This is a genomic window from Flavobacterium sp. BFFFF1, from assembly GCF_002256285.1.
GTDB lineage: Bacteria > Bacteroidota > Bacteroidia > Flavobacteriales > Flavobacteriaceae > Flavobacterium.
In genome coordinates this window covers 18,398-33,291 of sequence record NZ_NKJE01000001.1, presented here as the reverse complement: position 1 = coordinate 33,291, position 14,894 = coordinate 18,398, and the positions used below count along the sequence as shown (strand labels likewise).

At 44.5% G+C, this 14,894-nt stretch carries 10 protein-coding genes; 5 read left to right on the top strand and 5 right to left on the bottom strand.

Going from position 1 to position 14,894, the window contains the following annotated elements:
- Positions 1-224: 224 nt before the first annotated feature.
- The 4 genes from CFE23_RS00120 to surE form a co-directional block, all read right to left on the bottom strand.
- Entirely contained in the window at positions 225-917 is a 693-nt protein-coding gene (locus CFE23_RS00120; protein WP_291082213.1) for a C40 family peptidase, read from the bottom strand.
- Between the two features lie 279 nt (positions 918-1,196).
- The gene (lpxB, locus tag CFE23_RS00115) at positions 1,197-2,318 is read right to left on the bottom strand and encodes a lipid-A-disaccharide synthase (protein WP_291082210.1); all 1,122 of its coding nucleotides are present in this window, start codon (positions 2,316-2,318) and stop codon (positions 1,197-1,199) included.
- 11 nt (positions 2,319-2,329) lie between these two features.
- Complete coding sequence (locus tag CFE23_RS00110; protein ID WP_291082207.1) at positions 2,330-2,605, bottom strand: hypothetical protein; 276 nt, start codon at positions 2,603-2,605, stop codon at positions 2,330-2,332.
- On the bottom strand, positions 2,598-3,371 hold the full coding sequence (surE, locus tag CFE23_RS00105) for a 5'/3'-nucleotidase SurE (RefSeq protein WP_291082204.1): 774 nt from the start codon (positions 3,369-3,371) through the stop codon (positions 2,598-2,600). The genes CFE23_RS00110 and surE overlap by 8 nt, the downstream gene beginning before the upstream one ends.
- Before the next feature lie 254 nt (positions 3,372-3,625).
- Between surE and CFE23_RS00100 the strand changes: the two genes are divergently transcribed.
- The 5 genes from CFE23_RS00100 to CFE23_RS00080 are packed head-to-tail and all read left to right on the top strand — an operon-like array spanning position 3,626 to position 13,638.
- Complete coding sequence (locus tag CFE23_RS00100) at positions 3,626-5,863, top strand: carboxy terminal-processing peptidase (protein ID WP_291082201.1); 2,238 nt, start codon at positions 3,626-3,628, stop codon at positions 5,861-5,863.
- An 11-nt stretch (positions 5,864-5,874) separates the two neighbouring features.
- On the top strand, positions 5,875-6,984 hold the full coding sequence (locus tag CFE23_RS00095; RefSeq protein WP_291082199.1) for an ABC transporter permease: 1,110 nt from the start codon (positions 5,875-5,877) through the stop codon (positions 6,982-6,984).
- Between the two features lie 56 nt (positions 6,985-7,040).
- Positions 7,041-10,628, top strand: a complete 3,588-nt coding sequence (locus tag CFE23_RS00090) for a gliding motility-associated C-terminal domain-containing protein (RefSeq protein ID WP_291082196.1) — start codon at positions 7,041-7,043, stop codon at positions 10,626-10,628.
- A 7-nt stretch (positions 10,629-10,635) separates the two neighbouring features.
- A complete protein-coding gene (locus CFE23_RS00085; RefSeq protein ID WP_291082193.1) occupies positions 10,636-11,571 on the top strand; it encodes a type IX secretion system membrane protein PorP/SprF in 936 nt (311 codons plus the stop codon).
- Positions 11,572-13,638: an OmpA family protein gene (locus tag CFE23_RS00080; RefSeq protein ID WP_291082190.1), complete on the top strand. Its 2,067-nt coding sequence runs from the start codon at positions 11,572-11,574 to the stop codon at positions 13,636-13,638.
- On the opposite strand, the gene rodA is transcribed toward CFE23_RS00080, so the two are convergent.
- Positions 13,639-14,892, bottom strand: coding sequence for a rod shape-determining protein RodA (rodA, locus tag CFE23_RS00075; RefSeq protein WP_291082187.1), 1,254 nt, complete (start codon positions 14,890-14,892; stop codon positions 13,639-13,641). It abuts the gene before it with no gap.
- Between the last annotated feature and the right edge of the window lie 2 nt (positions 14,893-14,894).

Below are 14,894 nucleotides of genomic sequence, written 5' to 3'. Positions count from 1 at the left end.
ACTGATTAAGAGAAGGGGCCCCTAATACCCCTTCTGCTTAACCTGCAAGATAACCCAAACAAACCAAAAAAGGCCGGCACATGAGAAGTGATAATTAATTGTATACTACGTGGCATATAGTTGATTTACATCCGGCCTTTAGGTCATGATGTAAAAGTACTGCCATCCGTAGTGCTAACTTTACGGAGATTTCGGAAAAAATGTTAAAAAACGGGTGGTGAAGATTACAGGGTTCCGACTACGCGGTTTACCTGTGCGAAAGTTCGTTGGTAATAGGGCTCTTTGGTAGACGAAACAATGACGCCGCTTTGTGTGGAAGAGTGTACAAATTTTATCTCATCATCTTTGACTTCAACGACCATACCTACATGATTGATGACACTCTTGCCGTTAGTACGGAAAAATATCAGGTCGCCTGTACGAACATCTTTCCGGTCGAGCTTTTCCCCAACCTTGGCCATGTCGTTTGAGCTCCTTGGTAATTTAATGTCAAAAATATTGAATACCGCAGTCACCATTCCGGAACAATCCATTCCCGCAGTAGTCGTTCCTCCGCCGTGGTATCTAACCCCAACAAATGCCAGCGCATTGTTGACCATCTGCATCCCAAGATAATTGTCCAAAGGTTCAAAAAAGAGGTCATCGTCATTGGTTTCGTTGATGACAGCCGTTGTTTTTTTAGGTTTGTTGGTAGCTTTTACTTCTTTTACGGTTTCTTTAGGCTTCGTGTCAGTGTAAGCAATCAACTTTGGCTTATCAGTATTCGCAGTTGTAGTCGAGGAATTTTTTTTGTCTGCCGGCTTTTCATAAACACCCTTTTTTATCGCTTCTTTTTTTGAAGTTATGATTTGGGCATGGCCAAATGAGAAACACAATAAAAGCGTTAAAAGGAAAACAGTGTTTTTTGTTACGGACATATTTTATTTTTTATTTTTCATGTAAGGCCATTAAAGCCTTCACAATTTAGATTTATAAATAAAATTCGGTATGAATTTTTTGGCGTAGCGTATTCAGAATAATGACAACGCCTGTGGGCGAAGCTTTAGTATCGCTTCTGGTGCAAAGATATCAAAATTTACCCAAAAAGTTATATTTTAACACTTAAAGTTGTTCGTAACTTTTAAAGAACGACAATTTTCGCTTTAAAATTACATCTTAAAATATTGGTATTAAGGGTTTTGGATTAGGGGTCGTTTTTATATCGATTTCCTGACGAAATTAACAATTAATTCCGCTGTTTTGGCACTTGCTCCGGTGCCTCCCAACTTTTCTTCAAGGATGTCATACTGCTTTAACAGCCTGGTTCTGTAATTTCCATCCAAAAGCTTTTTCATTTCTCTCCGCAGGTTTTTAGCGTTGCATTCGTCCTGAATTAATTCCGTAACCACTTCCTCGTCCATAATAAGGTTTACCAACGAAATAAATTTAAGCGTAATAATCCGTTTGGCGATTTGGTAAGAAATCCACCCGCCTTTATAGCAAACCACCTCCGGAACTTTAAATAGTGCGGTTTCCAGTGTCGCCGTTCCTGACGTAACCATCGCCGCGGTGGCATGGCCCAGAAGGTCGTATGTCTTATTTGAAATGAATTTAATGTTGGCGTGGTGAAGAAACGGCTGATAAAACGAAAAGTCCTGGCTGGGTGCGCCCGCAATCACAAATTGGTACCCCGGAAAATCAGCTGTAATGCTAAGCATCACCGCGAGCATTTTTGTGATTTCCTGCTTTCTGCTGCCGGGAAGGACCGCAATGATCGGCGCGTCCTCAAGATGGTTTTCGGAAATAAAATCGGCATACGGTTTTTGCTGCCTGTCATGGATCGCATCAATCAACGGATGCCCTACGAATGTGACCGGGAAATGATGCTTAGTTTCATAAAATTCCTTCTCAAATGGTAAGATCACATACAGTTTATCCACATCGCGACGGATTGATTTGATGCGGTTTTCTTTCCACGCCCAGATCTGCGGCGAGATATAGTAACATGTTTTTATGCCAAGGGGTTTCGCCCATTTCGCAATGCGCATGTTAAAACCAGGGTAATCAATGAATATGAGGGCGTCAGGTTGAAACTGGGAAATGTCGGCCTTGCAGAATTTAATATTGGAAAAAATGGTTTTAATGTTCGCCAAAACCTCGGCGAAACCCATAAATGCGAGTTCGCGGTAGTGTTTTACCAAAGTGCCACCTGCTTCCTGCATCAAATCACCACCCCAAAACCGGATTTCAGCATCAGGATCCTCGCGGTAAAGCGCCTTCATCAGGTTCGAACCATGTAAATCACCGGAAGCTTCGCCGGCTATAATGTAATATTTCATACCAATAGTTTTCATACAAAAATGGTTGCAATCGCGATACAAACCGTACCATAGATCACACCCCAGGCCATTTGTTCTTTTCTCAGTTTTAACAATGTAAAAAAAGCGATGAGATTTAGTACGGCGCCAATCGTGATCACTTTGCCCAATTGGTTTCCGGCTTTCAGTGTCGCAAGGCCTTCAGCAAAACTCAGTGAAGGAAAAGCGACTTTAGTAAAAATAAGACTGCCTAAAACCGTCGCGGCGATACCAATCAGCGCGCCGTATACCAAATGCAATTTACCCATTGATGTTCCATGAATTAAGTTCCTGTATCGCGTAATGGGCGGTCATGTCATAATGTACCGGAACCACCGAAATATAATGATTTGCCAGCGCCCACTCGTCTGTGTCCTCTCCGCTATCTTGGTTTACAAACTCACCGGTCAGCCAATAGTAGTCCTTGCCCTGCGGGGTTTGCCGCTTGTCAAATTTTTCCATCCAGATGGCCTTTGCCTGGCGGCAGATTTTAATTCCCTTGATGTCCGCTTCCTGTAGCTTCGGAATATTGACATTCAGGATCGTGCCGTTCGAAAGTCCATTTGCCAGAACATATGAAGCAATTTTATGGATAAATTTTCCCGCCTGCCCGAAATCCGCATTCCAGTCGTAGTCCAACAGCGAAAAGCCAATCGCCGGAATGCCTTCAATACCGGCTTCCACCGCGGCACTCATCGTCCCGGAGTAAATCACGTTGATAGAAGAGTTGGATCCATGGTTAATACCCGAAACACACAAGTCGGGTTTACGGTGCAGAATTTCGTTTACAGCCAACTTAACACAGTCTACCGGAGTGCCGGAACAACTGTATTCAAGCGCATCGCCTTCTGCAGAGATCTTGTTCAGGTAAAGGGTGTTGTTGATGGTGATGGCATGTCCCATCGCACTTTGGGGCTTGTCGGGCGCTACCACCACCACATCGCCAATCTCTTTCATAATGGAAATCAGCATCCTGATTCCCGGTGCGAGGATACCGTCGTCGTTTGTTACTAAAATAAGAGGCCTTTGAGTCATTTTTTTGAGGAGCAATTTCCCGCTTTCCGCTGTATCTTTTTTATCTGTCTGAAGACTAAGATAAAAAAGGATGCCGCTGCAATCGGGGCTGGGGTTCAGAGTTCAGTTGATTTATTTCGTCCTGATGGCGAGAAAAATCTGTGCTAAAATAAGCATTTTTGACCTGAACTTCCTATTTTAGCATGTTTAACAAAAAATTATGCGGCACCGAAAATCATTGGCATGGTTTTTATGTAATTTTAGACGCGAAATTGATGAATGCAATTATGAATTTTATGAAAAGAAATTATAAAGTACTACTGGTTGTCGCTGCCCTGTCGGTGGCGCTGTGGAGTTTTATTCCGAGAACGGATAAAAACGATCCTGAAAAAGACAAATTGTTGTTGGAATTGTTAAGTTTCGTCATTAACAAAGGGCACTACGCGCCGAAAGATATTGACGACAATTTTTCCAAAGGGGTCTATAAAGATTACCTGAACGCGCTCGATCCGTCAAAGCGCTTTTTCCTACAGTCGGATATAGATGAATTTTCCAAATATGAAACGCTGATTGACGACCAGATCAGGAACAAGGAATTGACGTTTTTTGACCTAACCTACAATCGTTTGATGCAACGTATGGAGGAAAGTAAAAGTTATTACAAAGGCATCCTCGAAAAACCGTTCGATTACAATGTCGACGAAAGCTTCAACATCGATTACGAGAAAATGCCTTACGCGAAGAATACCGCCGAGCTTAAAGAAAAGTGGCGCAAACAAATCAAACTTTCAACGCTGTCATCTTTGACCGAGCGGCTGAAATTACAGGAGGACAAGGCGAACGGCATCAAAGAGGAACCCGCAGTGGACGAAGATGAAACCGTCGATCCGATTGCAAAACCTAAGGAGACCGCTAAAGATGAAGCCCCGAAATCTTTTGACCAACTCGAAAAAGAAACCCGTGAAAACTCGTTGAAGTCACTGAATGAATATTTTGGATTTGTGAAGGACCTGACAAGAGATGACTATTTTTCGGTTTTTGTCAATACGATCGCCGAAAGTTTCGATCCACATACGTCATACCTTGCGCCTGAAGACAAGGACAAGTTCGATGTGAGCATTTCGGGTAAATTTGATGGAATCGGAGCGAGGCTTCAAAAGAAAAATGATTTTACTGAAATTACCGAACTGATTTCCGGAGGACCTGCCTGGAGAGGCAAGCAACTGGAGGCAGGCGATATCATCCTTAAAGTGGGACAGGGTAAAGAAGAGCCTGTAGATGTCGTTGGGATGAGGATTGACGATGTCGTGAAAAAGATAAAAGGACCAAAAGGCACGGAGGTACGACTTACCGTAAAAAAGGTAGATGGTTCTATGAAAGTGATTTCAATCATCCGCGATGTTGTAGAAATTGAGGAAACCTATGCAAAATCAAGTGTCGTGAGGAAAGATGGGAAATTGTATGGGATTATATACCTTCCAAAGTTTTATATTGACTTCGAAAATAAGGACAGTCGAGACGCAGGTAAGGATATTGCAATCGAGATTGACCGTCTTAAGAAACAAGGCGTGGAAGGATTGGTGTTCGATGTGCGTGATAACGGTGGTGGCTCACTTCGTACTGTGGTAGATATTGCAGGCTTGTTTATCGATCAGGGACCGATTGTTCAGGTTAAATCTACTGGGAAAGCAGCAGAACCGCTTCCGGATCCGGACAATAAAATTCAATGGGATGGTCCATTGGTCGTGATGATCAACAATTTTTCAGCATCAGCTTCGGAAATTCTTGCAGCAGCCATCCAGGATTATAAGCGAGGTGTCATCATCGGAAGCAAGCAATCCTACGGAAAAGGGACGGTTCAAAATGTGATCGACCTGAACCAATTCGTTCGGAACAGCGCTTCGGGGGATCTCGGCGCTTTAAAAACGACCACGCAAAAGTTTTACCGCATTAGTGGTGGTTCTACACAGTTAAAAGGCGTGAGCAGCGATGTGGAAATGCCAGACCGTTATTCTTATCTGGATATCGGTGAGCGCGATTCTGAACACGCAATGCCATGGGATAAAATTGAACCAGCGAAATATAACGTTTGGGACAGGCAGCCAAATTTTGACAAAGCCGTTGCAAACAGTAAAAAACGCGTGACGCAAAGCCCACAGTTTAAGCTGATTGATGAAAATGCCAAGTGGCTTGGAAAGCGCAAAGATGAAAATGAATACAGCCTGAACATTGACAAGTTCAGGAAAGAACAGGAAAGTATTACTGCGCAGACTAAAAAATATAAAGTCATCAACGAATACAAAAATAATCTCGAGTTTTCTTCTTTGCCATACGAATTGGCGATGATGGAAAAAGACCCTGTGTTGAAGGAGAAGAGAAAAAGATGGCATGAAAGTCTGGAAAAAGACGCCTATATTGAGGAAGCGTTGAACATACTTGCGGATCTTCAACCTGACGGCAGTGTGAAGCCAACCGTAAACCTTAAAAAGAAGGAAAAACTGGTTAAGTCGTAACAGCTTTTTTGATGAGCGAAACAAATCAGTCACTTACAGGAATAGCGCTCCGGAAATTCAGGAAGAATTTCTGGGGCGTTTTCAGTTTTGTATTTATCCTGGTAGTGCTATTTTTGGCATTGTTTGCCTATGTACTCGCGCCGGACGATTCTGAGAATGCCAATAAAATGCATTTGTCGATCCACTCAAAAAAGCCTGGGTTTGAAGTTCAAATGCTCTCCATTCCTTCGGGTGAAAAAAATGAAAGACCCTTCGTGGGCTATTTTTTTGGTTTTAAAGACACTGATGCTGAAGTGCCAATTAGTAGTTATCAACTGAAAGGGAAGGTTATTATTTATAGGGAATACACTGAAGATCCGTCATTGCAGATTACGAAGTCGATTGCCCTTGACAAGTTTAAAGGATGTAAGGATGTGAACGAGGTAGCGCGTAAGTATATCAGTACGCAAAAATTTATGTTGGGTACAGACAAGTATGGCCGTGATGTCCTAAGCCGTATGCTCGTAGGATCACGGGTTTCATTGTCAATAGGTTTCGTGGCTGTATTCATTTCACTTGTAGTCGGGATATTTTTCGGGTCTATCGGGGGCTATTTTGGCGGTAAGGCAGACGCATTCGTCATGTGGCTTGTGAATATCATTTGGTCAATCCCTACGCTGTTACTGGTCATTGCCATAACGCTGGCGCTCGGAAAAGGATTTTGGCAGGTTTTTGTTGCGGTTGGATTAACGATGTGGGTTGAAGTTGCCCGTGTGGTGCGGGGGCAGGTAATCAGTGTCAAGGAAATGCAATACGTCACGGCGGCGCGGGCCTTGGGGTTTGGAGATTTCAGGATTATTTTTAACCATATCTTACCCAATATCATGGCTCCCGTGATTGTTATTTCGGCGGCAAACTTCGCCTCTGCTATTTTGGTGGAAAGTGGCTTAAGTTTTCTTGGACTGGGCGCGCAGCCTCCCATTCCCAGTTGGGGGGGGATGATAAAGGACCATTACAGCTATATTATTCTGGGGAAACCTTATCTCGCAATGGTTCCGGGTGTTGCCATTATGTTGGTTACTTTGGCCTTTATGATGACGGGAAATGCGCTGCGTGATGCGCTCGACGTAAAATCTTCATAACAAGTTTTAGGGTTTTTTCAGGAATAAATGTTATATTGGTACAACCAAAAACGCGAATGCCAGTACCACCCAGAAGTTCCCTCGGGATTTTAATATCAGCTTTTTTTACGCTCTTTTTTCTGGCACCGGGAAATAGTCATGCGCAATGCGCGGGCGTGGACGCGGCAATAGAAATTTGCAATTATGGGGACCCCGCAAACCAAAGCATAAATCTTTTTGATCTTTTAGGGCCAACTGCCGTTCCAGGCGGTACTTGGTCTGACCCATCGTTTTCAGGCGGTCTCAACCAGACAACGGGCGTGTTAAATGCGTGGAATATTCATTACAGCGGCGTCTATGTTTTTACGTATACAGTAGCGCCTTCGCCCGGATGCCCAGACAATACAGCAGAGGTTTCGGTAACTGTAGCGGGATACGTGGGCGTAACCAGTCCCAATGGATCAGCATGCAGCGACGACGACAATGTCAACTTGTTTCAGTTTTTTGATGGCAGTAGTCCCAATCCCCAATTTGATGGCGTGTGGCTTGACAATGACAATACCGGAGCGGTGACACCCGATGGTATTTTTAACGCAACGATGCCGGGCGTCGGAACTTATTCTTTCACTTATACCATGTCTGCAATTGGTTCGTGTCCTGCGCCAGCCCCGGTGACAGCCGTCGTTACGGTATACAGGGCGCCTGTTCCTGGAACGCCTGTTCCGCTGATATTGTGTGAAGATGCCGACTTTTCATTGTACACCAATCTGAACTTATTTGACCAGCTATCTGGTGAAGATGCCAATGGCAGGTGGTCTGAAGGCGATTCCGGAAGCACAGGGCAAATATCCGGCCCGTTTGATTCCGTTATAAACCTTCAGGAAGTTTTCAATACCTACGGACCAGGAAAATACCAATATAAATATACCGTCTTTCCTGAGAATCCCGTTTGTACCCGCAAAACTGCGACAATAGATATCATCATTGAAGAAATTCTCGATTTCACGGGAGCCACGTTAACGGTGAATTCTGATATATGTGAAGATGAGATTGCAACCGCGTCGTATAGCGTCGTTTTAACGCCGGGAAATGAGCCCAAGCCCTATTCCGATTATTCAGTGGATTATCATGTAACCGGGCCAACTACATTTGATGGGACGGCTACCGTTGAAGATGCTTTTTATGGTGCAACAGGAAATGTTCTGACTTTTCCATTGGATGCCGCCTTATTTCAGGATATTGGAACTTACACAATCAGCATTGATCATATTATTGATCTAAAGTCGTACAACGTCTGCGACAACATAATAGACGTTTCAGATGAGCTGCACATCTATCCTAACCCAAAGCTTACAGGGGCGACGTTAAGTATTACGCAATCCTGCCTTGGCTTCGACGCCAATGTGGTAGTCACCGGAAACCCGGTCTATCTGCCTGATGGGAATTATCAGTTTACTTACAGCCTGACGGGAAATAATATTGCTAACGGTGAAACGATTACCGCTGCTATAGTGAATGGCGTCGCCCATTTTAGCATTCCTGCATCTTTATTGGCAGTTTCAGGAAGTACGACGTTATTAATCACGAATGTGATAAACCTCCAGACCAATTGCGCCAGCACGGCGTCATTGTCGAAGGCCTTCAACGTGAATCAATTGCCAAATGTTTCTGCAATCACCATCAATGCAGCCGATGCTTGCATTGGTCAATCTGCGTTGATATCATTGACGGGGCTTAACACCATGACCAGCATTGGTGTTACTTACCAACTTGGCGGCGCCAATGTCACTACAGTCCAAACCGCCAATTTTACCGCCAGTTCCGGACAGGGAAGTTTTACGATTCCCGCTTCTTTTTTGCTAAATACGGGATCAACCGGGATTACAATTTTAAGTATTAAAGATTTGGTTACTGGTTGTGCCGTAGATGCTAGTATCACTGACAGTTTTATAGTCCATCCGCTTCCCGACGTGTCTTCATTGTCTGCCATTGTTCCAAATGTTTGCACGGGGCAGACGGTAAGCGTTTTGCTTTCTGGGCTCGGGGGAATCACGACTTTTAGGATCGCGTATTCGATCTCCGGGGCCAATACTTTTACCGGACAAAGCGCGGTGCTCACTGCGAGTTCAGGCGCGGCGGTTTTTAATATTCCGGCAGCGCAGGCAGCCAATACCGGTACCTCTACTTTTACAATAACATCGCTTACGGATACACAAACGGGTTGCCCGGCTCCAACCAACATCCCTGTTAACTTTTCAATTAATCCGGTTCCAGTTGTCAGCAATTTTAATGTAATTGTTCCTAATGTCTGCGCAGGTGAGCCTCTTGCGGTTCTTTTGGCAAATTTGGGAACTGCGAACAGCATGACATTAACGTACAATCTTAGCGGAATCAATTCGGCCACCAATCAGACCCAAACCGTTACTGTCGCCGCCGGAAGTGCCACTTTTGTCATCCCGCAGGCGTTGGTTCCAAATACAGGAAATACGATAATCACCATCATAAATGCAACCAACAACGATACGGGTTGCAGCGCTACCGGAAACATACAAAAGTCTTTTAACATCAATCCACTACCCGACATCACCACGTTGACGGCCAGTGTTGCTGATGCTTGTATGGGCGATCAGGTGGTCGCTTCTGTTTCTGGTCTTGGTAATCTCAGCACCGTATCCATTACGTATAGTCTTTCTGGCGCAAATTCAGCCACAAATCAAACGGCGATTGTTCCGGTAAATGCCGGAATTGCTGCTTTTATTATTCCAACGGCAATACTTTCAAACTCCGGCGTCAGTACGCTAAGCATCACAAATATCCTCAACAGCCAGACCGTGTGTGGAGCCAATGTCACTACTGTTGGCGCTAGTTTTAAAATAAATGCCAGACCTGTAGCGCCAACTGCTGAGAATGCTATCTTTTGCAGTCAGGAAACGCCTTCGGTTTCCATGTTGGTTCCGTTTGGAAATCAATACCATTGGTATGGCAGTGCTACAAATACCGACGAACTTTCAGGTGAAACGGCACTGACTGAAGGCAATTATTATGTGTCCGAGACGAGCAATCTGGGATGCGAATCCCCACGGACAATGGTTACCGTATCCATAGCTACAATTGAGCCACCGGTATTGAATACTGATGGTGCGTTTTTTTGCGGTGCTGACAAGCCCACGTTGCTGGATTTGACAGCAAATGTTTCTGCAACGGATGAGGTCAGGTGGTACGATGCCCCACAAGATGGAAATCTGTTGGCGCAGGATTTACTGCTTCAGGAAGGCGAAACGTATTACGGGGTTCAATTTTCGGAGTCCGTTGGCTGTGAGTCTTCGGAAGTACTGGAAGTTACGGTTTCGCTTACAGACTGTAATGAGAATCCGTCCCAGTACGATTTCTTCATACCTGATGGTTTTTCCCCAAATGGCGATAGTGTCAACGATACATTCCGCATACCGGATATAGAATTTCTCTATCCCGATTATTCTTATGAGATCTACAACCGATACGGCAATATTTTATTCAGGGGCAATATCAACAAGCCGGCATGGGATGGCACGGATAATGAATCGGGCGGCGGAAAGATTGCGCCGAACGGTGTGTATTTCTATGTAATTAAATTCAACAAGAACAATGCCTCATCAAGACAGGGAAGGCTTTATCTCAATAGGTAGAATAAAAATGAAAACAATATTACATAGCATCATTTTACTTTTCTTCCTGAACAGCCTCTACCCGCAGCAGGATCCCGAATACACCCATTACATGTATAATATGAATGTCCTGAATCCGGCTTATGCGACCGGAACCGAGTCGGTGCTGAACATAGGTACGCTGTACCGTACGCAATGGGTTGGTGCCGTCGGTGCCCCGAAGACATTGACATTCTTCAGTCATATTCCCGTCAGCAAGAGCGTTGAACTGGGTGTTTCGCTGATTTCGGATGACATCGGTGACGGTGCAAAAAAGGAGAATAATTTCTACATGGATTTTGCGTATGTGATTCGGTTGAAGAATAAGCAGAACATTTCGTTTGGTTTAAAGGCCGGGTTCACATCATTCCAAACCGACTTTAATGGATTTCGTCTCGAAAGCGGTGATCCCGCCACAGACCTAGCCTTTTCGCAGAACATCAACAACTTCAAACCCAATATCGGTGCGGGAATTTATTATTTTTCAAACCGATACTACATTGGGTTATCAGCGCCAAACTTACTTTCGAACAAGCATATTGAAGAGCGGAGCGGAATACACGCTTTCGGATCAGAGAACATCCATACCTTCCTTACGGCAGGATATGTTTTTAAAATCGGAAATGATTGCAGGTTGAAACCGGCGTTCATGACCAAATATGTTCCCGGTACGCCATTGTCGACCGATATTTCTGTAAACATATTGTACAACAGCCGTTTTGAACTCGGTGCGGCCTATCGTATCGATGACGCCGTCAGCGGGTTGATGTCAATTGGGGTCAGTCCAAGTATACGCGTTGGTTATGCCTATGATTATACCTTGTCTAATCTTGGCCAGTTCAATTCAGGAACCCATGAAATATTCCTTTTATTTGATCTGGACTTACTGGGTAAAGGGTATGATAAATCTCCAAGATTCTTCTAAATGCAAAAGATAAAAACACTAGCGCTGATTCTCGTCCTGCTGTCTGCCAGTAGCAGCTTTGCCCAGGATTTTCAGGAAATCCGCGCCAGGCGGTTGTTTGAGCGTACGTACTACAGTGATGCTATACCGCTTTATGAGGACATTGCTAAAGAGAATCGCTCGATGGAAGTGCTTCGGAATCTGGCGGATTGTTACTACTATACGAATGATCCAGAAAACGCACTGAAATGGTATCAGCTGTTGCTTAATATTTTCCGAAACATGGATGAGGAATATTATTTCCGTTATGAGCAGGTGTTGAAGGCTACAGGAGATTACGAAGAAGCAAACAAGATCATGCGCAGCCGGCTCGTATCTAAAAAGGATAATGAGAAGTTGGAACAATTTGACCGGGATGTCATCCGACTGGAGAATATTTCCGGTATTGGGGAACGGTTTGACATTGTCAGCCTGCCGGTAAATACGGAAAATTCTGAATTTGGCGCAGTGAGTTTAGGGGATAAAATTGTTTTTGCTGGAATTGCGGCCCAAACGGCATCCGGTAAGAAATATAAATGGAATGACGAGCGCTACCTCGACTTGCTGACGATTCCTTCCGATGATTTTGCTTCGGCCAATAATTTTTCAGCAGAGCTGAACACGGACATGCACGAAGCGGATGTTATTTTCACGAAAGATGGAAAAACAGCCTATTTCACCCGCAACAATTTTAAGAATGGAAAGCGCGCGCGAAATGGAAAGAAAGTGTCGGTGATGCAGATTTTCAGGGCGGAGTTGCTGGAGGGGAAATGGACAAACATCACTTCGCTTCCGTTCAACAATGAGAATTATTCAGTAGAGCATCCCGCGTTAAGCCCCGATGAGCAGACATTGTATTTTGCATCGGACATGCCCGGTACTTTGGGTTCGTTCGATATTTTTAGCGTGCTTATTGTCGGCAATAAATACGGTATTCCGGAGAATCTCGGCGAAAAAATCAACACCGACAAGAAGGAACAATTTCCATTCGTGTCCAAAGATGGAAAGCTTTATTTCTCATCCAATGGGCACTTCGGCTATGGCTTGATGGACGTTTTTGTTTCAGAATTTAAGAATGGGGAATTCGCGGAACCATTGAATGTAGGATTGCCGGTCAATTCTGGTTACGACGATTTTGCGTTCAATATTGATAGTGATACAAAACGTGGGTTCTTCGCGTCTGATCGCCCGGGAGGCAAAGGCGGGGACGACATCTATACATTGCTTGAAACGAAGCCGTTATTGATTCGGGATTGTATGCAACTGATTGCTGGGATTATTTCAGATATTGATTCCAAATTACCATTGGAAAAAGCAACGGTCGTATTGCAGGATGCAAGTAAAACTGAAATTGGTAAGTTGCTTACGGACGCTGAAGGAAAATTTAGTTTCGACGTAAACTGCGAAAGGAACTATACTGTCCTGGCTTCGAAAACGGGTTACAGCAGCGATTCGCGTTTGCTGTCGTTGGGTAAAATTCGGGGCAAAAGCAATGATGCATCGATGGAACTGAAGTCTGAGGCGGTTGCGAAGAAAGAGTTGGAATTACAACTGGAAAAAGATAAGATGGATCAGGCTGAAAAGCTGGCGCAGCAAAAGGAGAAGGACCGGCAGCTGGCAGTAACCCGGAAAAAGGAGAAGGAACAGGCACTGCTTGACAAGGAAAAAGATGTTGTGCGAGACAAAGACCGCCTGCTGATCAAGACAGAGCCGATTTATTTCGATTATGATTTATGGTATATCCGAAAGGAATCAAAGCCGATTTTGAACCGTGTAATCGAACTGATGAAGCGATATCCGGATATGGTAGTCGAAATCGGGTCGCACACTGACGTTCGGGGAAACAACGCCTACAATTTGAATCTTTCGTCAAAAAGAGCTGCCTCCACGAGGGATTATTTTCTAAAAATGGGCATTCCCGCTTCAAGGATTTATTCGAAAGGATATGGCGAAACCATGCCTATAATTCAATGTGTACCGGACCATTCCTGCAGTGAAGAGCAACATGAATTGAACCGAAGGAGTGAGTTTGTAATTAAGAACCTGTAGTTACCATTCGTTGACCTTGTTGGCATCCATTTTCACGAAAATGAAAATCAGGATGGTGAATCCCCAAAGTCCGGAACCGCCATAAGAGAACATGGGCAACGGCACGCCAATAGTTGGAAACATTCCCAAAACCATAGCGATGTTGACAAAGAAGTGGATGAACAATATGGACGCGACGCAATAACCGTAGACCCGGCTAAACTTTGTCTTCTGTCGCTCCGCCATGTAAATGATGCGGACGATCAGGCCGATAAACAGCAGCACAACGATCATCGAACCTGCAAACCCCCATTCTTCGCCCACAGTGGTGAAAATGTAATCTGTGTGTTGTTCTGGCACGAAACCTCCTTTTGTTTGTGTGCCCTCTAAAAACCCTTTTCCAACCCAGCCTCCGGATCCAATGGCAATTTTTGACTGGTCGAGGTTGTATCCGATGCCTTTATCATCGACTTTCTTGCCCAAAAGGATGTTAAACCGGTCGCGGTGGTGCTGCTGGAAAACATGATCAAAAACGTAACTGGTGGAAAGTGTAAAGGCAGAAATCAAAACCAGCAGGATACCGCTGAAGATGATATTTCTGTTTACGATTCTTGTCCTGAGGTAAATGAACGCAATAACTGCGGCTGCGATCATAATAATGTACGGCGTTGCAATGACGAGGCTCATGACAAACAGGATCATCGCAATAAACCCGGTCCAAAGGTACCATGAGGGCAAGCCCTCGCGATACAGTACAAAGAAGAAGACCATAAAAATCAAGGCGCTTCCCGGGTCGTGCGGAGCGATTAGTAAGACGGGAAGAAAGATGATTGCCAATGCCTGGATCTGTCGGTTGACATCTTTCAGGTTTACCTGGACATCGCTGAGGTATTTGGCGAGGGCCAGTGAGGCACCGACTTTGGCGAATTCAGCGGGCTGTAGGCTAAAGCTCCCAAACGAATACCAATTGGTTTGCCCCTTAATCTCTTTCCCGAAAACGAATAGTCCAGCTACAAGAATTACCGTTACCGCATAAATGATGCTTGAAAACTTTTCGTAAAATTTGCCGTCTACAGAGAGGATGACGATAATCAGCGGAATCGACAAAATGATGTTAATCAGCTGCTTTCCGTAAAATTGCGAGGGGTCTAAAATGGCGGCCCCCGTTTCAGGTAAAGACGAAGAATAGATATTCAGCCAGCCCATAATGACCAGCACGGCATAAATTGTTACGGTGATCCAGTCGATGTTACTCCTTATGCTTTGATTTCTCATAC